A 21774-nucleotide genomic window follows, 5' to 3' on the forward strand; every position below is an offset into this window, starting at 1 on the left:
CCGCTAGCGGTAGTTCCGGTGCAGGTTCTCCTTCGTGGACGCCCCCGGCGTGGCATCAGCGATCCACGGGCCGGTGCCCTCCGACGGATCCAATACGCCCGCCTCAAGCCAGGTGTAGTCCCCGGCCAGGACCTTGCGCGAAAGGATGTGGTCGCCGTCGTCCGTGTTCCGCCACAGCTGGTCAAAGTACTCGTCAATGCGGACGCGGGCCTGCTCGCAATATGCCTCTGCGAGTTCATAGGCACTGGCGGCGCGTTCCGGCGTAGTGCGGAGGATCATCTCGGCCCGTGAACAGCAGGCAGCCATGGCGAACAGTTCGGCGCCGATGTCCACCACCCGGCCAAGGAACGCCTGCTTGTACTCCAGCTTCGCCTGCCAGCGGCCCATGCCGTAGAACGTCTGGCGGGCCAACCGGCGCGAGGACCGTTCCACAAAGCGCAGCTGTTTGGCCAGCCTGCCGAAGTCGCTGTAGGACCGGGGGTCCATTCCGGCGCCGGCCACAAGTTTGGGAAGCCACCTGGCATAAAAGCCTGACGCCCCGACGGCGGCCCTCGCCTTGTCCTGGAGGCTCGCGTCCACGGACGCAAGGTCGCCGGCGGCGGCCAGGTGGGCGTCCACGGCTTCACGGGCGATGAGGAGTTTCATGATCTCCGATGAGCCCTCGAAGATCCGATTGATCCGGAGGTCGCGCAGCTGCTGCTCTGCCGGAACCGCCCTTTCTCCCCGGGCTTCCAGGGAGTCCGCCGTCTCGAAGCCACGGCCGCCGCGGATCTGGACCAGTTCGTCGGCGATCCGGCAGCTGATCTCGGAGGACCACAGCTTGGCCAGGGCAGCCTCGATCCGCACGTCCTTCTGCCCGGCGTCGGCGAGTTCCGCGGACAGTTCGAAGACGGCATCCAGGGCGAAGGCGGACGCGGCGATGAAGGCGATCTTCTTGCCCACGGCCTCGTGTTGGCCCACCGGCCGGCCCCACTGGGTGCGGGCGTTGGACCATTCCCGGGCGATCTTCAGGCTCCAGCGGCCGGACGCCACGCACAACGCCGGAAGGGCGAGCCGGCCCGTGTTCAGCGTGGTGAGCGCGATCTTCAGGCCCTGGCCCTCGCGGCCCAGCCTGTTGGCTGCGGGCACCCGCACCTGGTGGAAGCGGGTGACGCCGTTTTCGATGCCACGCAGTCCCATAAAGGTGTTGCGGTTCTCCACGGTGATGCCGGGGGAGTCCATTTCCACCACAAAGGCGCTGATGCCGCCCTTATGGTCGGTGCCGTCCGGGTCGGTGTGGGCCGGCACCACGGCCATCACCACCACCAGCTCGGCGATCACACCGTTGGTGGTCCAAAGCTTCACGCCGTCCAGGACGTAACTCCCGCCGTCGTCCGCGGGAACGGCGGTGCTGCCCATCCGGGCGGGATCGCTGCCCACGTCAGGCTCCGTGAGGAGGAAGGCCGTGATGGCGCCGGCGGCGCAGCGCGGCAGGTACTCATGTTTCTGTTCCGGTGTGCCAAAGACCTTCACAGGCTCGGGGACGCCGATTGACTGGTGTGCGGAGATCAGGGCGCCAATGCTGGGGTGGACACTGCCAAGCAGCGCCAGGGCCCTGCCGTAGTAGACCAGGGACAGGCCGAGCCCGCCGTACTCCTGCGGGATCTTCATGCCAAAGACGCCAAGGCCCGCCAGCCCCTGGAGATACTCGTCCGGAATCCGCGCCTCGCGTTCGATCACGCGGCCGGACATGGTGCGGGCGTACTCCGTGAGGCGCTCCATAAAGGCGTCGCCGCGTTCCACGTCATCGGTCTTTGCCTTCGGCCAGGGGTGGACGAGGCTGAGGTCGAAATTCCCCAGGTACAGTCCCTTGGCGAAGCTGGGCCGGTCCCAGCCGAGCTCGCGGGAGGCCTCAGCAAGTGCCCGGGCATCCGCCGCGGTGGCTTCGGACCCGATATTGGCCGCTGCGACAGGGACTTCGGCGTCCGGGGCGTCGGTGGCTGGAATATGGGTGGCGGGCGGATTCGTGGCGGGACTGTCAGTGGCGGAGCTCATGGGGTATCTCCTCTGCCCGGGATGGCCGGTTCAAGCCATGGATCCGCCGGGTTGGAGAACCCTTCAGCTGTCTCTCAACATTACCCGCGGGTAGCTTCCAGTGCTAGGGGATGGCTGGCCTTGGAATTCCCCGGGGATCTCCACGGTGGAGGCATGGTGGACCAGCCTGTCCCAGCCATGGTTGATCCCGTGGACAACGGTCAGCAGCGTGGTGGAGGCGAGGAACCAGGCAAACTTGCCCACCCCCACCATGACCAGGGCCAGGAAGCCTGCTGTCAGGACGAAGCCCACCAGGACCAGGCCAAACACCAGGGTTCCGATGAACACCATGGTGCCTGTCTCCACTGCACTTAAGTCGAACTGCATTGTTCCCCCTGCTGCGCCGTTGCTTCGGTTGAGTTCAGTAGCATGAGCGTAGGGGGTGCCGGTGGGGCCCAGCCAGACCTGCCCCGCCGTCACGGCGGGTTGATACGGGATCGCAACCCTACCCGGAGGTAGGTCACGGGGCGGTCGCGGAACGATCACTGTTAGGGGTACAGGGGCTCTGCGTTAACCTTATAGTTGGCAGTTTTCGCGATCCGCGCTGCCCAACCATCCCCCAGCAGCTGAAGGAGAGCGCGTGCCCCGCTCCGCCAGGTCATCCGCTGACGCGATCAGTGCCCGGCTCCGGGACCTCGAACTCCTTACCAAGGGACCCGCCTGGGCCCTGACACGCTCGGCGCCCTGGGTGATCGCGGTGCTGCAGGCATCCTTTACCCGTACACGTCCGCAGCTTCCGCTCGAGGAGTTCCACGCCGACGTCGATTCCTTCCTTGAGCAGCTCCGGCGCCAGGAGTCCGGGCCGGGTGGTGCCGCCATTGGCACGTCGTCCGGCAGGAACTATGCGGACGAGTGGACGCGAAAGCATTTCCTGACCCGCCGCAACCAGTCGGGGCAGATCGTTTACGAGGTCACTGAGCCGGCCGCCCGCGTACTCGCGTTCCTGGACAGCCTCTCCAGCGAGCGTTCCACGCTGAACGGTTCCCGGCTGGGCACGCTCCTGGGCGACGTGGAGAAGCTGGCCAACGAGACCAACCCGGACCAGAGTGCCCGGCTGGAATCCCTGGAAGACGAGATTGGGGAACGCCAGCAGCTGATCCAGGACATCAGCTCCGGCGACTTTGACGGCCTGCTGGACGACGACGAGGCCGTGGAAGCCGCCGGGAACATCCTGGACCTCGCAGCCAGCCTGCCCGCCGACTACAAAAAGATGCGTGACCGCATCGAGGAACTGGTGGGCGAGCTGCGCAACCAGATCATCGAGGAGTCGTTGAGCAAGGGTGCCACCATGGCGCAGGTGCTCGAGGCGGACAAACGGCTGCGGCAGAGCCCCGAGGGCAGGACCTTCCGCTCCTTCACCGCGTTCCTGGAAGACCCGCAGCAGCAGGTCCGCTTCCGTTCGGCCATCGGCGAAGTCCTCAGCCGGCAGTTCGCCGACGACCTTTCGCCGGAGGACCGCGAGACGCTCAAGAACCTGGTGGCCGAGCTCCGCCACCAGCACAGCCAGATCCAGCGGATCTACGGCAAGCTCAGCGAAAGCCTCAACACCTACGTGCAGAGCGATGACTTCCGCCAGTCCGTCCGGCTCCGGAAGGTGCTGCGCGAGGCCGAGCAGGCTATCAGGTCACTGCCGTATGAACGCGAACGGCCGGGCCTGGTCCGCGGTCCGGTACTGTTCAACGCCGGGTTCGAATCCCTGGCCATGGTCAAGCTCTACGACCCGGACGAGTTCGCCGTCCCGCCCAAGCTGGCAGACCCCATCGCGTTCAGCGACTCAGACCGCGTGCGCTCGCCGAGAACAGGCAAGGCCCGTCCCGAGGCCATCCGGGCCGCCGTGGCCGGCGCGTCCACGCTGGCCGAGGCCTGGGTTCAGCTGCCGCCGGAGGAACAGCACATCAACTCCATCCGCGCACTCCTCTCGCACGCCCTCCAGGAAGGTGCGGCCTTTGACCGCGACGGCTGGGATGGCCTGGACTACGAACAGATCGACGGCACCACCCGCACGGCGTACCTGCCGGTGGTAACGCTCAAGAAGGATTGACGATGACTGAAGAGATTACGACGGCGGCACCTCCCGTTGAGGAAGCCGCACCGGCGGTTGAGCCTGCAGTTCCGGTGGTTGAGCCTGCAGTTCCGGTGGTTGAGCCTGTCGAAACCCGGCCCTTCGCCATTTCGCCCCGCGACACATTTGTGGACGGCGCGGCACTGTTTCCCGGCGACACCGGTGTTCTGTCCATGAAGGTGCGCCAGGCGCTGGTCAGGCTGCTCAAGGGTCCGTACGTTGACGGCGGCCGCGACGAGAAACTGTGGACCACGCTGCTGGACAACCAGATCATCCTGCGCAGCCGACTGTCCGAGCTGTTCCTGACCCTGCAGGTGGACCACGAACGCAAGATCGCCGTCCTGCGCCCGGTGGATCCTGAGGCCATCGGCGGCAGCAGCCGCTCCAGCATCCTGCGCCAACAGCGTGCGCTGAGCCGGGTGGAGACCATCGTGCTGCTCCGCCTGCGGATGCTGCTGGACCGCCACGTCACCGCCCAGACCGATGCCACCATCACCCGCGAGGAAATCGCCGACCTCGTGGCCCACTATCAGCCCGCCGGACAGCAGGACGCACTGCGCGATTCGGACGTGGTCGCCCGGGCCATCACCAAGCTCCTGGCCCGCCAGCTGCTCCTCACCACCGGCCTGGACGACGTCTACACGATCTCCAACGCCCTTCCCCTGGCCCTCCCCTTCGAAAACATCGGTGACATCCCGGCCCAAATCGAAGCCCTGGTGGCCGCCACCACAGACCCCACAGGCACAGAAGCACTTATAGAGCTCGACGGCGACAGTGGTGCTGAGAACGACGATCCGGTGACTGACAGCAGCGACGACACCGGGGACATGCGGCAGCATGCGTCTAAGCGAGGAACGAGCGAGCATGCAGAGCATGTGTCCGGTGGCGCCGCGCACGCAACCACCGAGGGGGTAGAAGCATGAGCATTGCAACCATGCTGCCGATGGGTGACCTCACGAACCCCGGCCAGATGCGCCTTGCCTTAGTGCAGGTGGTCAACTGGGGGACGTTCCACGGGGCCCACACCATGCACGTGGACCGCAACGGAACCCTGCTGACGGGCAACTCGGGCGTGGGTAAGTCCACGCTGTTTGATGCCATGCTGCGGGTGTTTGACGCGAGGCCACGTTCCAACGAAGCCGCGGCCCAGCGTGCCGGCGGTGCTGTGGAGGACAAGCGGACCACGTTCACGTACATGCGCGGCAAGGTGGGCGACAAAGCCGTGGGCGAAGGCTCGGCCAGCGCGTTCCAGCGCCCGGGTGCCACCTGGTCCGCCGTCGCCCTGACGTTCGATAACGCCGCGGGCACGCGCATCACGGTGTCGGCACTGTTTGACCTGCCCAAAAACGGCACGGAGTCCAGTGTTGGGCGTTTCTACGTGATCGACAGCAAGCCGCTGGACCTGCCGGCCATCGAGGACATCGCGGAAAAGCGCTTCACTAAGGCTGCGCTGGAGACGATCTTCCCGGACGCCCAGATCTTCGATGTCCACAAGGCCTTCGCGGAGCGTTTCCGCCGCCTCTTGGGCATCAGTTCGGACCAGGCGCTGCCGCTGCTGCGTGTGATCCAGGCCGGCAAGGGCCTGGGCGGCAGCGTTAATACGTTCTTCCGCGACCAGGTCCTGGACGCCCCGGCCACGCTGGCCGCGGCGGACGACGTGGTGGAGGAATTCAGCAACCTAATGTCCATCCGGCAGCGGCTGGAGGACGTGCGGCAGCAGCGGGACCAGCTGGCCCCCGTCCCCGGGCTGAACAAGGAGTACGCGCAGTCGCTCCTGGACGCGAACCGGCTCCGCGAGCTGTCTGGCGAGGAGTTCGAAGCCTACAAGCAGCAGCTCGCCGTCACGGTGCACCAGAAGACCCTGGCCCGGTTCAAGGACCTGGCCCAGGTGAAGGCCAAGGAGCTGGGCGCGGAACGCTCGGTGCGCGACGGGCTGGCCAAGGAACTGCGCCAGCTGGAGACCGATTACAACAACCAGGGCGGCAACGCGATCTCCGCGATCGAGCAGTCGCTGGACAACGCCAAGGTGGGCCTGCGGCTCCGCGAGCAGGTGGAGGAAGCGGCCCGCAAGGCGCTGTCCGACGCCGGCCTGCAGCTGGAGTGGACCGCTGAAGGTTGGGAACAGGCCCACGAGCAGGCTGCCGCCAGGTCGGCCGAGCTCAAGGATGACTCGCAGGCCCTGCAGGAGCTCCGCTTCGAAGCCTTCGACGGCCACGCCACCAAAAAGCGTGAGTTGGCGGCAGCCCAGCAGGAGCTGCTGTCCCTGAAGACGCGTAAGTCCCTGCTGCCGCCGTCGAGCATTGAAAACCGTGCGGCCATCGCTGCGGCCACCGGCGTTCCTGAGGACCGGATGCCGTTCGGCGGCGAGCTGATGGACCTCGCCGAAGGGGAGGAACAGTGGCGGCCCGCCGCGGAGCGCGCGCTCCGGAACCTTGCCACCACGTTGCTGGTCCCCGGCGAACATTTCGCCGCGGTGACCCGCTACCTGAACGACAACAAGGTACGTGGCGCCTTGCGCGCGGTGGATGTATCCAAGCCGCTCGCGGGCGGCGCCCTCGCCGTGGAGGACGCGCACGACGGCGACCTCCTGACCAAGCTGGACATCCTCGCCAGCGGTGCGGTGGCGGACGCCGGGGAATGGATCCGGGAGCGGATCGCCCTCGATTTCGCCTACCCGTGCGTCGAGGACCCCAACGAGCTGGCCACCCTGGACAAGGGCCTGAGCCTGGGCGGTGTGGTCAAACGCAACCGGCACACGGTAGAGAAGGACGACCGTTTCACCAGCCGCCAGGACTACGTGCTCGGGTTCGACAACGCCGCCAAGCTGGAACTCGTGGCCGCCCAGGTGGAGGACCTGCAGCAGGAACTCGCCAAGGCGGCCGAGCTGGCCCAGAGCCGTGAAGAGTCGCACCAGGGCATGAGCCGGCAGCTCGATGCCCTCCGCCGGATCGCCGAGGACCACCGGCACTGGGAACAGGTCTCAGCTGCCGTCGCCGCCGATGAACTCGCCAGGATTGAACAGCGGCTCAAGGACGCCTTCGCGGCCCAGGCCGACCTGGAACCGCTGCGGGCCAACATCGAAACCGCGCGGGAGAAGCACCAGGCCAGCACCGAAGCCGCAGCCGTCCTGCAAAGCGAATACAAGGCACTGGACCGGCAAATGAGCGCCGCCGATTCGCTGCTGGAAGCCGCGCGTGCCCGCCTGGCGCAAGTGCCGCCGTCGGACGCCACCGTCACTGCGCTGGAACCGTACTTCACCGATTTCGGCGACGTCACTGAGATGCATGAGCTGGACAACCTGGCTAACCGCGTCCGGACGGAGCTGCTCGGGGAGCTGCACGCCGCCGAAACGCGCGGGCAGGGAACCTCCGAGCGGCTGACCCGGATCTTCGAGGGTTTTGTGCGCGAGTGGGGCTCCGCGATCTCCGCGGACCACGGCACCTCCATCGGGGCGGCGGGGGAGTTCGAAGGCCGCTACCACGCCATCATCAGCGACGGCCTGCCCGCCCAGGAGTCCGAGTTCCGGCAGTTCTTCAACCAGCGCACGCACGAATCCTTCAGCACGCTGCTGCACCTGCTGGACGAGGAACGGCGGTCCATCACAAGCCGTATCCTGCCGCTCAACGGCATCCTGTCCGAGGTCAATTTCCATGAGGGCAGCTTCCTGGAACTGGACATCAAGCAGACCCTGCCGGCCACGGCCAAGCAGTTCAAGGACGCTATCCAGAACGCACTGAAGGCCCGGCACACGAGGCCAGCCCGTGCGGGTTCCGGCCCGGAAACCGGGGGAGGCGAGGACGCCGAGCTCACCGCCCGGTATAAGACCCTCGAAACGCTCGTGAAGCGGCTCGGCTCGCCCACGCCGGAGGACCGGCGCTGGCGTGCCGAAGTGCTGGATGTCCGCGGGCACCTGTTTATCCAGTGCAAAGAGCACCGGGAGGTGACCGGTTCGCCGTCAGGCGGCAAGAGTGCCAAGAAGGGCGGCGGCAAGCGGACCGACGTTTATATGCACGCAGATACCGGCTCCATGTCCGGTGGCGAGCGGCAGCGCTTCACGGCGTTCATTATGGCCGCGGCGTTGAGCTACCAGCTGGGCATCGCCGAGCAGGGGTTCACCACCTACGGCACGGTGATGATGGACGAGGCCTTTGTGCTGGCCTCCGAGGAATTCGCCGGCGCCGGGATCAAGGCGCTGCACGAGTTCGGATTCCAGCTGCTGCTGGCCGCACCGGAGAACGTGATCGACCTGTCCCGGCACCTGGGCTCCGTGACCGAGATCCTGCGGGACAAACGCACCAACCGCTCCGGCGTGCTCACCGCCCCGGTGATCCGGCCCAGGCCCGGCGCGGAAGGTCAGTGGCGGTCCGAGGCGAACCCCGTGGACATCGTGCTCCGCTGACCCTTCTTGCCTGACCCAACGCGGGGTCACTTAGCGCCCATAATTCCCTCCGGGATGGGCCGTATCTGACCCCGCGTTGTTATTGGTTGGTGGCAGCGGCGCAGGCGTCGATCTGGGCCTGGACGATTGCACCGTAGTGTCCCACCAGCTCGTCAAAGTCCCAGCCGTCGAAGAGGTCCAGGGTGCGGACGGTCTCGCCGAAGCCGGTCATCAGGGCCACCACGGTGGAGGCGAACCGGCGCTCCGGTGTGGTGTCCCCGGTGAGCCGGGCAATGGCAGCGACGTAGCGTTCGCGGATATCTGTCCGGGCGGCCTCGGGGTCGGGGGAGTCCAGCACGGCGAACGGGATGATGGCCCACGGCTCCTGCATTCCGCGTTCCCGGCGCATCAACACACGGAACACGAGTGCCCTGCCCAGTTCCGACGTCGGGACCTCCAGTTCGGTGAGCAGCGACTCGTCCGGCTGCACGGCGGCATAGAGCTTTTCCTTGGAGACGAAGAGTTTCATGACCAGGGCCGCCGAAACACCTGCGTCCGCGGCAATGTCCCGCACCGTCACCGCACGGTAGCCGCGTTCACCGAAAAGGCGTCCGGCGGCGCTGAAGATCGCGTCGTGGCTTGGGCTGCTCATGCGCCCACCGACGCCGTGGACTTGTCCTCCACATACGGCGCGGAGAGGTCAACGGTGACGTTGCGGTTGTCCACCGCGAGCTTCCGTGCCGCGGCCTGATGTGTCGCCGGATCCACCATGGTCACGACGTAACGGCCGGCGTGGGGCAGCGGAAACGCATACGCACCGTCGTCGTCCGAAAGAGTGGTGTCCACATAACCGCCACCTGCCTCAAGGAGCGTCACCACCGCGCCGGCCACAGCCTCGCGGCCGGCGGTGACTCGTCCGCCGATCTCCAGCCGGTCCCGAAGCAGGAAGTTCTGGTGCCGGGTGTGGCCGTCGAAGTCGAAGACCTCGGCCACCGGCGCCCAGCCCGCGGCATTGGTCACCATGAGGTACTTCCCGGCGCCGGGGAGTGCCACCGAATAGTTGCCTTCCGTGTCCACCCGGCTCCAGTCCACAGGCTCGCCGGCCGTCTGAAGGACGGTCACGACGGCGGGCGTGACAGGGCGGTTGTCAGGCGCAAGGACGCGCCCCTGCACCACGATTTCGGTCGCTTTGAGGGCGGCAGCGGCGTCACCGGCGGACGGCCGGTGGGCTGCCGTGGCCTTCGGGATGAATACGGTCGCGACCACCGATGCTGCCGCCGCCAGAGCGGCCAGCCAGAATACGTCCTTAAAAGCCTCGAAGGACGGAAGCTGCACGGCCCCCACGCTCATGCTGACCGAGGTGAGGACCGCGGCAACCGCGGCGCTCGACGTCGAGGTGCCGATGGACCGGACCAGGCTGTTCAGCCCGTTGGCGGAGGCGGTCTCGGTGATCGGCACGACGCCCATGATCAGGGTGGGCATGGCCGCGTAGGCGATGGCCGTGCCCACGCTGACTACGGTTGAACCGATGATCACCCACGCGATGGAGTCGTAGAAGAAGACGCGGCTCACGTAGCCCACAATCATCACGCTGGCGCCGGCGATCAGCGCGGACTTGCCGCCGAAGACCCGGATGATGCGTCCGGAAACAGGCGCGAACATCACCATGGCGAGCCCGGACGGGACCATGCACAGCCCTGCGGTGATGACGTTCAGCCCGAAGCCGTAGCCCGTGGACGTGGGCAGTTGGAGCTGCTGGGTGGTGAGGAGCATGTTGGCGAACATGGCGAAGCCGATGAGCAGCGAGGCCACGTTGGTCATGAGGACTGGCCGGCGTCCCGATGTCCGCAGGTCAACCATCGGCTGGCTGACTTTCAGCTCATACGGGACCCATGCGGCGAGCAGGATTGCGGCGGTAAGGAACAGCAGCAGCACCGGCTCCGATCCCCAGCCCCAGGCGCCGCCCTTGGAGATCGCCAGCAGCAGGGCGGCCAGGGCTGCGGAGAGCACCAGTGCTCCTGCGTAGTCGAAGCGCCCGGCCGTGCGGACCTTGGATTCCGGGACCACCAGCGCCACGGCAACCAGCAGCAGGGTTCCGGCGGCAGCGGAGACCCAGAAGATCGAGGCCCACCCCAGGCTCTCGTACAGTACTCCGGCCAGGGGGAGGCCCATCGCGCTGCCGATTCCCAACGTGGCGCTCATCAAGGCAACCGCGGAGCCCATCTTCTCCTTGGGCAGCTCGTCGCGCATGATGCTGATGCCCACCGGAATCAGTGCCGAGGCGAAGCCCTGGAGCGTCCTGCCGATGACCAGCCACAGGAAGGATCCGCCAACCGCGGCAATGATCGAACCAACCACCATGATCGCCAGGCAAACCACCATCATCTTGCGTTTGCCGTACATGTCCGCGCTGCGGGACACGATGGGCGTTGCCACGGCGCTGGCGAGCAGGGTGGCGGTCACCAGCCAGGAGGCGTCGTCGGCGGTGACGCCCAGGATCCGGGGGAAATCCGGAAGGAGCGGCACCACCAGGGTTTGCATGAGGGCTACCACCGTGCCGCTAAGGGCCAGGACGGCGGTGATGGCGGACGGGGACGGACCCCGTTTGGTGTTGGCGTTGGAACGCGGCATCAGGTGCTTTCAGGTGTGGACTTTGGGGCGGTGGCTCGCGCGGTGAACGCACGTTTACCCCTTAATAGTGAACCACCGTTCACCCCCCGCCTGCAATGACCTCTCGCTATTCGTTGCGTCACACAATCAATTACGCAATACAAAGCTTTTCTAATTATGGGCAGGCTAGGCTACCCTTACTTAGGTTCGCATCATTCACCTAAGGAGTTCCGTGACTTCCCCCTTCTTCTCCGGCTCGAGCGCCACCCGCCGCACGCTGTTCAAATCAGCCGGCAAGGCAACTGCCGTTCTCGCCGCCGCGGCACTCACGCTGTCCGCCTGCTCCACTGGCCCCGCGTCCTCCACCTCGGAAGCCAGCACCTCCAGCTCCACCAGCTCGCAGTTCCCGGTCACCATCAAGCACGTCTTCGGTGAGACCACCATCAAGGCACAGCCCAAGCGCGTGGTCACCGTTTCCTGGGTCAACGACGACGTTGCCCTGGCCCTTGGCGTTGTGCCTGTGGGCGTCCCCAAGAACGAATGGGGCGGCAACGAGCAGGGCTCCACCCCGTGGAAGGATGCGGCGCTGAAAGAGCTCGGAGCCAGCTTCGGTTCCGACAAGGCCCCGGTCCAGTTCTCCGAGGCCGACGGCATCAACTTCACCGAGATCGCCAAGCTCACCCCGGACGTTATCCTGGCCGCATACTCCGGCCTGACCGAAGAGGACTACAAAAAGCTCAATGAGATCGCGCCGGTGGTGGCCCACCCTGAGGTTGCCTACGGAACCTCCTGGCAGGATTCAACCTCCATCATCGGCAAGGCGCTGGGCAAGGAGGCTGAGGCTACCAAGCTCATCGCCGATACTGAGGCCACCGTCAAGACGGAAGGTGCCAAGTACCCGCAGATCGCCGGCAAGAGCTTCATCTACGGCTACGCCGATCCCGCAGACCTCACGTCCACGGGCTTCTACACCGCCAACGACAACCGTCCCAAGTTCCTCTCCGCCATCGGGATGAAACTGGCCCCGGTGGCCGAGAAGGCATCCGCCGGCTCCAAGGAATTCTTCGTGAAGTGGTCCGCCGAGAAGGCCAATGAACTTGAGGCCGATATCTTCCTGAGCTCGGTTGAGGATGCCGCCACCGCTGATGCCGTCAAGGCCGACCCGCTGCTGGGCCAGATTCCCGCCGTCAAGAACGGCGCGTTCGTTGCCGACGCGGACAAGAGCCTGGTCCTGGCAATCTCCGCCTCCTCGCCGCTGAGCCTGCCGTGGGCACTGGACACGTTCCTCCCGCAGCTCGGCCGCGCAGCGGACAACGTCACCGCTGCAGTGAAGTAGGCACCGTTCCATGACGGAAAGTACGACGGCGGCACCCGCCGGACAGCGCGAACGGACACTTGGGGCCCCGATCGGGTCGCAACGAGGGCCTCAAGTGTCCGCTCGCGCCGGTCGTTTGGCTCGCGCCGGTCGAGGGGCTGGCGCCGGCGGGAATGCCAGAACCAGGCAAGCCGCCTGGCTGCTGGCTGCCGTCGTCGTGCTTTCTTTGTTAGCCGCCGCGTCCCTGGCCATCGGCGCCAGGGGCCTTTCCCTGGCTACTGTGTGGCAGGCGCTCACCCAGTTCGACGCAACCAATGGCGACCACGCCGTGGTCCACGCGCGCATCCCCCGCACTGTCCTCGGAATCCTGGTTGGCGGTGCCCTGGGCCTGGCCGGCGCCGCCATGCAGGGCGTTGCCCGCAACCCGCTGGCAGATCCGGGCATCATGGGCGTCAACGCCGGAGCGGCTCTGGCCGTGGTCGCCGGCATCTACCTTTTTGGCGTCACCTCCCTGAGCGGCTACATCTGGTTCGCTTTCATCGGCGCGGGAACCGCCGCCGTCGTGGTTTACCTCGTCGCGTCCATGGGCAGGGAAGGCGCGACGCCGGTCAAGCTCGCCCTCGCCGGCGCAGCGCTCAGCGCCGGGCTGTATTCCCTGATGAGCGTCATTCTCGTCTCCAGCCAGGACACCCTGGACCGCTTCCGTTTCTGGCAGGTGGGCGGAATCTCCGGCCGCGACTGGGCGGTGGTGCTTCCGGGCCTCCCGTTCCTGGCCGTCGGGGCACTTATTATTCTTGGCACCGGCCGCATCCTCAACAGCCTCGCGCTCGGTGATGACGTTGCCCGCGGCCTCGGCCAGCGTGTGGGCGTGACCCGCGGCGTGACAGCTCTGGGCATCGTGCTCCTGTGCGGCTCCGCGACGGCTTTGGCGGGGCCCATCGGCTTTATTGGCTTGGTCGTCCCGCACGCGGTCCGCTCACTCACCGGCCCCGACTACCGCTGGATCCTGCCGTTCTCCCTGGTGCTGGCCCCGGCGCTGTTGCTCGGCGCGGACATTATCGGCCGCGTTGTGCTGCTTCCCGGCGAGGTTCCGGCCGGCATCATGACGGCACTTGTTGGTGCGCCGGTCTTCGTCTGGCTCATCCGCCGCGGCAAGGGGGCCGGGCTATGACCACCTCCACAAAGCACGAACGTACAGATAGTGCCCTTAAAGCGTCGGAAACAGGGCCTCATCTGTACGTTCGCGCGTCCCTGTTGCGCCGGATCATCCTGAACCGGACCGCCGCGCTGGCCTTCGCCGTTGTGGTCATGTTCGCCGTGTACGTGCTCCTGGGCAGTTACACCGTGACTGTCCCGGACTTTTTCAAGATCCTCATCGGGCACCTGACCGGCGGCGAGAAAATCCCCGGCGCAAGCTTCATCGTTATGGAGAACAAGTTGCCCCGGGCCGTCATCGGCGTGATGATCGGCGCCGCGTTCGGCCTCTCGGGCGGCCTCTTCCAGACCATGCTCCGCAACCCGCTGGCCAGCCCGGATGTGATCGGCATCAGCTACGGTGCCAGCGCGGCCGCGGTCACCGCCATGGTGATCTTCGGCGCCACCGGTCCCGCCGTGTCCGGCGCGGCCCTTGGCGGTGCGCTGGGCATCGCAGCGCTGATCTACGCCATCTCCCGCGGGCCGTCACTGGGCTCCGGCGGTGGCAACCGGGGGAACGCCGCTGGTAACCGGCTGATTCTGGCCGGCGTGGGCATCGCCGCCGCACTGCACGCGGTGGTCAACTTCATGATGACCCGCGCGGACATCCGCACGGCAGCCGACGCACTCGTCTGGCTCAACGGCTCCCTCAACTCCGCCAACTGGGACCGGGCGGGCATGCTCTCACTGGCGCTGCTGGTCCTGGTCCCAGCCGTCATCGCCCTTGCCGGGCCGCTGCGCATCCTGGAACTCGGGGACGACGCCGCGGCCGGGCTGGGCATCCGCGTTGGGTTCACCCGGCTCGCCGTGGTGGTCACCGCGGTCGCACTCGCCGCGGTGGCGACGGCGGCTGCCGGGCCGGTCTCGTTCGTCGCCTTCCTGGCCGGTCCCATCGCCCGGCGCTTCACCCGAAAAGCCAGCCTCCCGGCATCGGCCCTGGTGGGTGCGCTGATTGTCCTCACCGCGGACTACGTCGCGGCCAACCTCGCCCCCTTGCTGCTGGGAGGCACCGTGCTGCCCGTCGGAGTTATCACCGGCGCGCTCGGTGCCCCGTTCCTGCTGTGGCTTCTGGTCACGGCCAACCGAAAGGATGCCTGACATGGCCGTTCTTAGCGCCCAGGACCTCACCCTCAAATACGACCAGCGCTGCGTGGTGGACGGCCTCACGGCAGAAATCCCCGAGGGCAAGGTGACCATGATTGTGGGCGCCAACGCCTGCGGCAAGTCCACGCTCCTCCGCGGCCTGTCACGCCTCCTCAAACCGGCAGCTGGCACGGTGACCCTGGACGGCAAGGACATCCACTCCCGCCCGGCCCGTGAACTGGCGCGCACCCTGGGCCTCCTCCCGCAGCACCCCACCGCGCCGGACGGCATCGCCGTCCGCGACCTCGTGGGCCGCGGGCGCTATCCGCACCAGGGCTTCTTCCGCAGCTGGAGCACGGGTGACTTGTCGCACCATGATCTCGCCGTGCAGCGCGCGCTCGAAGCGACGGAAACGCTGGAACTCGCTGAGCGGAACGTCGATGAACTCTCCGGCGGACAGCGCCAGCGCGTCTGGATCGCCATGGCGCTGGCCCAGGAAACCGACGTACTCCTGCTTGACGAACCCACCACCTACCTGGACCTGGCGCACCAGGTGGAAGTCCTGGACCTGGTCACGGACCTGAACCGCAAGCGCGGCACCACCGTGGCCATCGTCCTGCACGACCTGAACCTGGCAGCACGCTACGCGGACCACGTCATCGCCATGAAGGGCGGCGAGATTGTGGCGCTGGGCGACCCCATAGCCGTTGTCACCGAGGAATTGGTCCGGGACGTCTTCGGTCTTGAGTCCCGGGTAATTCCCGATCCTGTCTCCGGCACGCCACTGATTATCCCCATCGGCCGCCACCACAGCACCGCAACCGAACTGGAGCTCGTTTCATGAAGACCCGCGACATCGCCGCCACCGAGCCCATGACCCTGGCCTTCGAGGTGACCGTTTCCTCGGTGCAGGAGCTGAGCCCCAACTTCCGCCGGATCACCTTCGGCGGGTACTCGCTGCGGGACTTCGGCGTTAACGGCGACAGCCTTGATCTGCGGATCAAACTAATGATCCCTTCCCTGGCGGAGGACGGCACGCAGCTGCCCCTGCCGGTCTTCGAAATGGAGCAGGCCGGCTGGTACCGGGAATGGCTTGCCATGGACCCCGCCGTGCGCGGCTCCATGCGCACCTACACGGTCCGGCAGTCCCGGCTTGATGCCGTTTACCCGGAAATTGACGTTGACTTCGTGATGCACTTCGACGCCGACGGCCACGGCGGTCCGGCCGCGAACTGGGCCCTGAACGCCAAACCGGGCGATTCGATCACCCTCATCGGCCCCAACAACCGCGCCGCCCAGTGCTACACCGCCGAGGTCTACGGCGGCATCGAGTGGCGGCCCGGAATGGCCCAGCGCGTCCTGCTCGCCGGCGATGAAACCGCCATTCCCGCCATCTCCGCCATCCTCGAAAGCCTGCCGTCCTACATGACCGGCCACGCCCTCCTGGAAGTACCGGAGGCCGGTGACTTCCTCGACCTCAAGACGGATGCCGACATCGACATCACCTGGCTTGCCCGCGGCGCCGCCATAGGCCGCTCACGCCCGCACGGCGAGCTGCTGCAGCAGGCAGTGCGCACCGCAATCCCCGTTCCCGGTTGGGTGGGCATCAAAGCGTCCGACGCCGGCGCGGGCCCGGAGCCCGAAGACGTCAACGTGGACGTGGACATCCTCTGGGAGACGCCCGCGCGGATGGAGACAGCCGAAATCGAGGCCACCAAGAACCCCGCCATGCCGGCCGGCGCCATGCCCTTCTACGCCTGGATCGCCGGCGAGGCCGCCGTTATCAAGGACATGCGGCGTTACCTTGTGCGCGACGTCGGGATCGACCGCAAGCAGGTTGCCTTCATGGGGTACTGGCGGCAGGGCAAGGCCGAGCTCTAGGACGCTCTCTCACTTCCTGCGGGTTTTTCGCAATCGCTCTCTCACTTGCTGTTGCTTGGCGTTAACCCTGGCGTTGTTTTGGGTGGCTAGGTTGGTCGAGTGGATGTCTCTCCCTTACTGCCTGCGCGGAATGGGCGGCGTGTTTTTGTTGCCCTCGGGGATTCCTTTACCGAGGGCGTGGGGGACCGGGATGAGCGGCTGCCCAACGGCGTGCGGGGGTGGGCTGACCGGGTGGCCGAGAAGCTGGCCAAGGCTGAGCCGGGCTGGGAATATGCCAATCTTGCGATCCGGAGCAAGCGCCTGCGGCACGTCATCAGCGAGCAATTGGAGGCGGCGCTCGCCATGAAACCCGCGCTGATCACCCTGTATGCCGGCGGGAACGACATCCTGGACATTGGCACGGACATGGCCGCCCTGATGGACGAGTACGAAAGCCTCGTGGCGCAGCTTGCCGGGAGTGGGGCCACTGTGGTCCTGTTTACCGGCTTCGACGTCAAAGTATCAGCGGTCCTTGAGCTGCTGAAGAAGCGGAACACCGTCTACAACCAGCGGGTCCGCGAGATCGCCGCTAAGCATGGGGCAATCCTGGTGGATTACTGGTGCCTGGACGCCTTCCATGACCGTCGGATGTGGGACACGGACCGCCTCCACATGTCCAAGGCGGGCCATAAGTACCTCGCCGGGCAGGTCCTGGACCAGCTCGGGGTGCCGCACAAGATCCGCCCGAAGGACTGGGACCCGCCGGCCCGGCTCAGCCTGCGGGAGTGGGAGCAGCGGCAGCGGCGTTGGGTCAATGACTGGGTGCTGCCGCTCTTCGGCCGCAAAATCAGGGGCGTCACGCTCGGGGATACGTTGGCGCCGCGCTGGCCGGAACCCGTCAAAGTGCCGCGGAAACGTGGGCTGAAGAAGCTGATGGACCGGGACGTGAGACTTTAGGGCTGCCAAAAGCTCTGATTTTGTAACAACTGTTGACTTGTGTGCAACATCACAGATACTGTTGCGGCACTGACGGCGACTCAACCCGTCAGTTAAGTCCGCTCAGCGCTGCGTGGACCGTTCGGGGCGAGAACCGCCGCCGACGGGATCCCAGCGTGAACGTGGAATCCCCACCCTGCCCCTCGGCACACGGCGTCCTTTGGCGTGCGCCGGGCGGGCCACAGCCTTGAGAGGCGCCACCGCAATGACTGACAGTTCCCTTCATTTTGACCGCAGGAAACTCCTGAAAGCAGCAGCATTGACCCCGTTCGCAGGCCTGGCGCTGTCCGGCTGCGGAGCAAAGCCTGCAGATACTGCGGCAGCCAACAAGACAGTCACGGTCACGTCCTACGGCGGTTCCTACAATGACCAGCTGACCCAGACCATCCTGGACCCCTTCTCCAAGCAGTCGGGGATCCAAACCACGCTGCTGGCCAACACCAGCCTGGCTTCCCTCAAGGCCCAGGTGCAGTCCGGCGACGTGCAGTGGGACCTCGTGGAAATCACCGCCCCGGAATACGAAACGGCCGTGGCAGAAGGCCTTCTGGAACCGTTCGACTACGACATCATCAGTGACAAGGGCCTTCCCGGCTACGCCAAGGCCGAGTATGGCATCAAGTACCTGAGCTTCCTGTTTGTGATGGCTTGGGACCAGAAGGCCATCCCCGATGCGCAGGCCCCCAAGGACTGGGCGCAGTTCTTCGACCAGGGCAAGTACGACACCAAGCGCTCGGTCTATAACCAGCTCTCGGACAGTTCTGTCCTGGAGGCGGCGCTTCTGGCCGACGGCGTGCCGTTTGACCAGATCTACCCGCTCGACGTCGACCGGGCCCTGCGCGTGCTGGGCCACCATCCCGGCAAGGACCGCCTGCTCTACCACGCGGCCAACCAGGAGCCCATCCAGCAGCTCACCTCGGGCGAGGTCTCGCTGTCCACGAGCTTCAACAACCGCATCAACGCGGCCCGCAACGACGGCGCCAAGCTGAACTTCAGTGCGGAAAACGCCGTCCTCGCCGGCGACTACTTCGTGGTGCCGAAGGGGGCCAAGAACAAGGAAGCCGCCTTCAAGCTGATGAACTTCATGTCCAACGACGCCGATGCGGGAGCCGCCTTCGACCAGGTCACCAACCTGACGCTGGCCAACACTCCGGCGCTGTCCAAGCTGCCCAAGGAAGTCGCGGACACGCTGCCCACCAGTCCGCGCCTGGCTGACAAGATCCTGGTCCGCGACGACAAGTGGTGGTCGGAGAACCTGAAGAAGACCGAGCAGCAGTTCAAGCTGTGGCAGGCCAGCTGAGATGAGCAACGCGACCTTGCAACGGGCCCGTCCGGAGGGGCGCGCCCCGGCGTCGGAGCAGCAGAAACCCCGACGGCGGCGAACCGGCTGGTGGCTGCTGCTCGCCCCGATCCTGGCCTTTGATGTCCTGCTGTTCCTCAGCCCGCTGGGCAAACTGGTGGGCTCAAGCTTCACCGGCAACGCCTACCAGCGGGTCCTCGAAGACCCCCTGGTGATCCGCTCGCTGGTGAACACGCTGAGCATCAGCCTGGCTTCCACCATCGTTACAGTGGTCCTCGGCTACGTGATCGCCCTGGTGCTGTGGCATTCAGGCACGGTGACCCGCGTGATCCTGTTCGCAGTGGTACTCCTGCCGTTCTGGACAGGCATCCTGGTGAAGAACTTCGCGTGGGCCGTGCTCCTGCAGGACAACGGCATCGTGAACTCCTTCCTCCAGGCGGTGGGCCTCACCGATGGTCCCATCGAGCTGCTGCACAACCGCCTGGCCGTGATCATCGGCATGGTGCACTGCCTGCTGCCGTACGCGGTGTTCCCCATCTTTTCGTCGCTGACATCCATCGATGACCGGCTGGCCCTGGCGGCTCGGTCGCTCGGAGCCAAGGAAGCCTCGATCTTCCGCAGGATCACCCTGCCGCTCAGTGCGCCCGGCATCTCCGCGGCAGGACTGTTGGTATTCATCATCAGCACGGGCTTCTTCATCACTCCGGTGGTAATGGGCGGACCTGGGGACATGATGATCGCCAACCAGATCGACTACTACGCACGCCAGCTGACGGACTTCTCAGGAGCTGCGGCCCTGGCCGTGATCCTGACGGTGCTGGTCAGCATCCTCGTTGCCGTCTACCAGCGTGTGCTCAAGGCAGGAGGCCAACATGCAGACAACTAATCCCAGTCAGCGTCTGCTGACGCTGCTTTCCATCCCGGTGTTCCTGTTCCTGGTGGTGCCAACGGCGATCGTGGTGCCAGTTGCGCTCAACGACAGCCGCTACATCACGTTCCCGCCCGAAGGGATCTCGTTCGCGGCCGTCGCCGGCTTCTTCGCCGACAAGGCCTGGACCTCGGCCCTGACGGCCAGCCTCCAATCGGCAGCGATCGCCGTCGTGATCGGTGTGCTTCTGGGCGCGATGGCGGCGATCGGCCTGCACGGGCGCAAATTCCCCGGGCAGCAGGCTGTAGTCGGGCTGATCCTGGCGCCGATGATCGTCCCCACCGTGGTGCTGGCGCTGGCGTTCTACCAGTTCTTCATCTCGCTCGGTGTGCTGGGCAGTATCCTCCCCATCGGCCTGGCGCATGCCGTCATCGCCACCCCGTACGTGTACTTGACCACCCGCGCCAGCCTTGCCGGACTGAACCCGGCGCTGGTCAATTCGGCGCAGAGCCTGGGTGCCGGATGGCTGTCCGTGTTCCGGCACGTCTACCTGCCGGTCATCCTGCCCGGGCTGGTTTCCGGGGCGCTCTTCGCCTTCTCGGTCTCCATCGACGAGACCGTGATGTCCCTGTTCATGCAGTCACCCAGTGCCACCACCCTGCCCGTGAAAATGTTCACCGACATCCAGTTCAACCTGACCCCCAAGATCGCCGTGTCCTCGGCACTGCTGGTCACCGTGGCCACCCTGGGGCTCCTGTTCCAGGTCATGTTCGTTCTCAAACGGCGTTCCACCGCCAGGATGCTGCCGCTGGCCGTGTCCGCACCAAACTAAGGAAGGCCCATGACTACTTCAGTGATTTCCGCAGCAGCAAGCACCCGGACGACGGCGTCCGCGCAAGGTTCGATTGAACTCCGTCAGGTCCGCAAGACGTACGGCGATGTGGTTGCCGTCGACGAGCTGGACCTGGTGGTGGAACCCGGCGAATTCGTCACCCTGCTGGGACCCAGCGGATCCGGCAAGACCACCACCATGATGATGGTGGCAGGCTTCGAGGAGCACACCTCCGGGAGCGTTCTGATCGACGGAAAGCCCGTGGATGCGCTTCCGCCCCGGGACCGGAACCTCGGCGTCGTCTTCCAGAACTACGCCCTCTTCCCGCACATGACCGCCCGCGAAAACGTGGAGTTCGCGCTCCGGATGCGCAAGGTACCCAAGGCCGAACGGCGCCAACGCGCCGAAACCGCGCTGGACCGCGTGGGCTTGGGCACGATGGGCGACCGCAAGCCGCGCCAGCTCTCCGGCGGCCAGCAGCAGCGGGTGGCCCTGGCCCGCGCCCTGGTGTTCAACCCGGCCGCGCTGCTCCTGGACGAGCCCATGGCTGCCCTGGACAAACGGCTCCGCGAACACATGCAGGAAGAGATCAAGACCCTTCAAAAAAGCCTGGGCATTTCCGTCCTTTTCGTCACGCACGACCAGGACGAGGCCATGGCCATGTCCGACCGGATCGTGGTGATGAAGGACGGCAGGATCGTCCAGTCGGGCCCGCCCGAAGAGGTCTACAACCACCCGCTCACGGACTGGGTGGCCAGCTTCCTGGGCGACACCAACCTGGTCCCGTGCACCGTCCTGGAACGCAAGGACGGCGAGGCGCTGGTTGACCTCGGTGGCCTGGGCCTGGGAAGGGTGCGCGACCGCGGCGTCACCGGCGAGAAGTACGCCGTGTCCATCCGTCCCGAACACCTTAAGTTCAGCTCCGAGGCCAGCCCGGACAACTGTGGGAGGGCAACACTGGTCTCCTCGACGAACCTGGGTGCCACGGTGCGCCACCGGCTGACCGCCGGCGGCCACGAGCTGCAGGTGCGCGAACTCAGTTCGGATGCGTCGGGCCGGCCCGCATCCGACGCGGAGCTGTTCGTCGCCTGGGAGCCGGACAAGGCACAGCTCCTGGTTCTGGAGCAGTAGGTCCTCCCGGGGAACTGCCGGGGATGCCGGTCAGTTTCCCGGGGCCTGCGCCTACCGGAGCGGGGTGGCCTGAGG

The 21774-nt window shown here is 66.2% G+C and carries 17 protein-coding genes; 13 read left to right on the top strand and 4 right to left on the bottom strand.

All coding sequences use genetic code 11. The features are described 5' to 3' along the window. Window positions 1-3: 3 nt before the first annotated feature. Window positions 4-2034: an acyl-CoA dehydrogenase family protein gene (locus tag ACZY1F_RS20570; RefSeq protein ID WP_463944286.1), complete on the bottom strand. Its 2031-nt coding sequence runs from the start codon at window positions 2032-2034 to the stop codon at window positions 4-6. Between the two features lie 63 nt (window positions 2035-2097). Then, the gene (locus ACZY1F_RS20575) at window positions 2098-2400 is read right to left on the bottom strand and encodes a hypothetical protein (RefSeq protein WP_463944308.1); all 303 of its coding nucleotides are present in this window, start codon (window positions 2398-2400) and stop codon (window positions 2098-2100) included. Between the two features lie 253 nt (window positions 2401-2653). Between ACZY1F_RS20575 and ACZY1F_RS20580 the strand changes: the two genes are divergently transcribed. Genes ACZY1F_RS20580 through ACZY1F_RS20590 form a run of 3 tightly spaced genes read left to right on the top strand, consistent with a single transcriptional unit; the run spans window position 2654 to window position 8534 of the window. Further along, entirely contained in the window at window positions 2654-4114 is a 1461-nt protein-coding gene (locus ACZY1F_RS20580; protein ID WP_463944287.1) for a DUF3375 family protein, read from the top strand. Window positions 4115-4116: 2 nt separating this feature from the next. Then, window positions 4117-5058, top strand: a complete 942-nt coding sequence (locus ACZY1F_RS20585) for a DUF4194 domain-containing protein (RefSeq protein WP_463944288.1) — start codon at window positions 4117-4119, stop codon at window positions 5056-5058. Then, the gene (locus ACZY1F_RS20590) at window positions 5055-8534 is read left to right on the top strand and encodes an ATP-binding protein (RefSeq protein ID WP_463944289.1); all 3480 of its coding nucleotides are present in this window, start codon (window positions 5055-5057) and stop codon (window positions 8532-8534) included. The genes ACZY1F_RS20585 and ACZY1F_RS20590 overlap by 4 nt, the downstream gene beginning before the upstream one ends. Window positions 8535-8613: 79 nt before the next feature. Here ACZY1F_RS20590 and ACZY1F_RS20595 read toward each other — a convergent pair whose 3' ends face one another. Together ACZY1F_RS20595 and ACZY1F_RS20600 are read right to left on the bottom strand one after the other, a co-directional pair. Then, window positions 8614-9165: a TetR/AcrR family transcriptional regulator gene (locus tag ACZY1F_RS20595; protein ID WP_463944290.1), complete on the bottom strand. Its 552-nt coding sequence runs from the start codon at window positions 9163-9165 to the stop codon at window positions 8614-8616. Next, on the bottom strand, window positions 9162-11144 hold the full coding sequence (locus tag ACZY1F_RS20600) for an MFS transporter (protein ID WP_463944291.1): 1983 nt from the start codon (window positions 11142-11144) through the stop codon (window positions 9162-9164). Before ACZY1F_RS20600 ends, ACZY1F_RS20595 begins: the two co-directional genes overlap by 4 nt. A gap of 211 nt (window positions 11145-11355) precedes the next feature. Here ACZY1F_RS20600 and ACZY1F_RS20605 point away from each other — a divergent pair, with 211 nt between their 5' ends. The 10 genes from ACZY1F_RS20605 to ACZY1F_RS20650 all read left to right on the top strand — a co-directional run bounded on the left by ACZY1F_RS20605 (window position 11356) and on the right by ACZY1F_RS20650 (window position 21699). After that, on the top strand, window positions 11356-12459 hold the full coding sequence (locus ACZY1F_RS20605; protein WP_463944292.1) for an iron-siderophore ABC transporter substrate-binding protein: 1104 nt from the start codon (window positions 11356-11358) through the stop codon (window positions 12457-12459). A gap of 10 nt (window positions 12460-12469) precedes the next feature. Beyond that, the gene (locus tag ACZY1F_RS20610; RefSeq protein ID WP_463944293.1) at window positions 12470-13609 is read left to right on the top strand and encodes a FecCD family ABC transporter permease; all 1140 of its coding nucleotides are present in this window, start codon (window positions 12470-12472) and stop codon (window positions 13607-13609) included. Then, window positions 13606-14730, top strand: a complete 1125-nt coding sequence (locus tag ACZY1F_RS20615) for a FecCD family ABC transporter permease (protein WP_463944294.1) — start codon at window positions 13606-13608, stop codon at window positions 14728-14730. Before ACZY1F_RS20610 ends, ACZY1F_RS20615 begins: the two co-directional genes overlap by 4 nt. A 1-nt stretch (window position 14731) precedes the next feature. Continuing rightward, window positions 14732-15559 (top strand): ABC transporter ATP-binding protein, encoded by an 828-nt coding sequence (locus tag ACZY1F_RS20620; protein ID WP_463944295.1) that lies wholly within the window; start codon window positions 14732-14734, stop codon window positions 15557-15559. Then, a complete protein-coding gene (locus ACZY1F_RS20625) occupies window positions 15556-16596 on the top strand; it encodes a siderophore-interacting protein (protein ID WP_463944296.1) in 1041 nt (346 codons plus the stop codon). Before ACZY1F_RS20620 ends, ACZY1F_RS20625 begins: the two co-directional genes overlap by 4 nt. 99 nt (window positions 16597-16695) lie before the next feature. Then, window positions 16696-17532, top strand: a complete 837-nt coding sequence (locus tag ACZY1F_RS20630) for an SGNH/GDSL hydrolase family protein (RefSeq protein ID WP_463944297.1) — start codon at window positions 16696-16698, stop codon at window positions 17530-17532. Window positions 17533-17776: 244 nt separating this feature from the next. Then, on the top strand, window positions 17777-18868 hold the full coding sequence (locus tag ACZY1F_RS20635) for an extracellular solute-binding protein (RefSeq protein ID WP_463944298.1): 1092 nt from the start codon (window positions 17777-17779) through the stop codon (window positions 18866-18868). Window position 18869: 1 nt separating this feature from the next. Next, window positions 18870-19754: an ABC transporter permease gene (locus tag ACZY1F_RS20640; RefSeq protein WP_463944299.1), complete on the top strand. Its 885-nt coding sequence runs from the start codon at window positions 18870-18872 to the stop codon at window positions 19752-19754. Beyond that, a complete protein-coding gene (locus ACZY1F_RS20645; RefSeq protein ID WP_463944300.1) occupies window positions 19741-20568 on the top strand; it encodes an ABC transporter permease in 828 nt (275 codons plus the stop codon). The genes ACZY1F_RS20640 and ACZY1F_RS20645 overlap by 14 nt, the downstream gene beginning before the upstream one ends. Before the next feature lie 9 nt (window positions 20569-20577). Continuing rightward, window positions 20578-21699, top strand: coding sequence for an ABC transporter ATP-binding protein (locus ACZY1F_RS20650; protein ID WP_463944301.1), 1122 nt, complete (start codon window positions 20578-20580; stop codon window positions 21697-21699). Window positions 21700-21774: the final 75 nt, after the last annotated feature.

The organism is Pseudarthrobacter xylosi, assembly GCF_055412765.1.

Bases quoted from the DNA above. Each gene is read 5' to 3' on its own strand.
- ACZY1F_RS20595 (WP_463944290.1), bottom strand. From the start codon at position 9,165: ATGAGCAGCCCAAGCCACGACGCGATCTTCAGCGCCGCCGGACGCCTT.
- ACZY1F_RS20615 (WP_463944294.1), top strand. From the start codon at position 13,606: ATGACCACCTCCACAAAGCACGAACGTACAGATAGTGCCCTTAAAGCG.
- ACZY1F_RS20625 (WP_463944296.1), top strand. From the start codon at position 15,556: ATGAAGACCCGCGACATCGCCGCCACCGAGCCCATGACCCTGGCCTTC.
- ACZY1F_RS20640 (WP_463944299.1), top strand. From the start codon at position 18,870: ATGAGCAACGCGACCTTGCAACGGGCCCGTCCGGAGGGGCGCGCCCCG.
- ACZY1F_RS20585 (WP_463944288.1), top strand. From the start codon at position 4,117: ATGACTGAAGAGATTACGACGGCGGCACCTCCCGTTGAGGAAGCCGCA.
- ACZY1F_RS20610 (WP_463944293.1), top strand. From the start codon at position 12,470: ATGACGGAAAGTACGACGGCGGCACCCGCCGGACAGCGCGAACGGACA.
- ACZY1F_RS20645 (WP_463944300.1), top strand. From the start codon at position 19,741: ATGCAGACAACTAATCCCAGTCAGCGTCTGCTGACGCTGCTTTCCATC.
- ACZY1F_RS20650 (WP_463944301.1), top strand. From the start codon at position 20,578: ATGACTACTTCAGTGATTTCCGCAGCAGCAAGCACCCGGACGACGGCG.
- ACZY1F_RS20575 (WP_463944308.1), bottom strand. From the start codon at position 2,400: ATGCAGTTCGACTTAAGTGCAGTGGAGACAGGCACCATGGTGTTCATC.
- ACZY1F_RS20600 (WP_463944291.1), bottom strand. From the start codon at position 11,144: ATGCCGCGTTCCAACGCCAACACCAAACGGGGTCCGTCCCCGTCCGCC.
- ACZY1F_RS20620 (WP_463944295.1), top strand. From the start codon at position 14,732: ATGGCCGTTCTTAGCGCCCAGGACCTCACCCTCAAATACGACCAGCGC.
- ACZY1F_RS20570 (WP_463944286.1), bottom strand. From the start codon at position 2,034: ATGAGCTCCGCCACTGACAGTCCCGCCACGAATCCGCCCGCCACCCAT.
- ACZY1F_RS20635 (WP_463944298.1), top strand. From the start codon at position 17,777: ATGACTGACAGTTCCCTTCATTTTGACCGCAGGAAACTCCTGAAAGCA.
- ACZY1F_RS20590 (WP_463944289.1), top strand. From the start codon at position 5,055: ATGAGCATTGCAACCATGCTGCCGATGGGTGACCTCACGAACCCCGGC.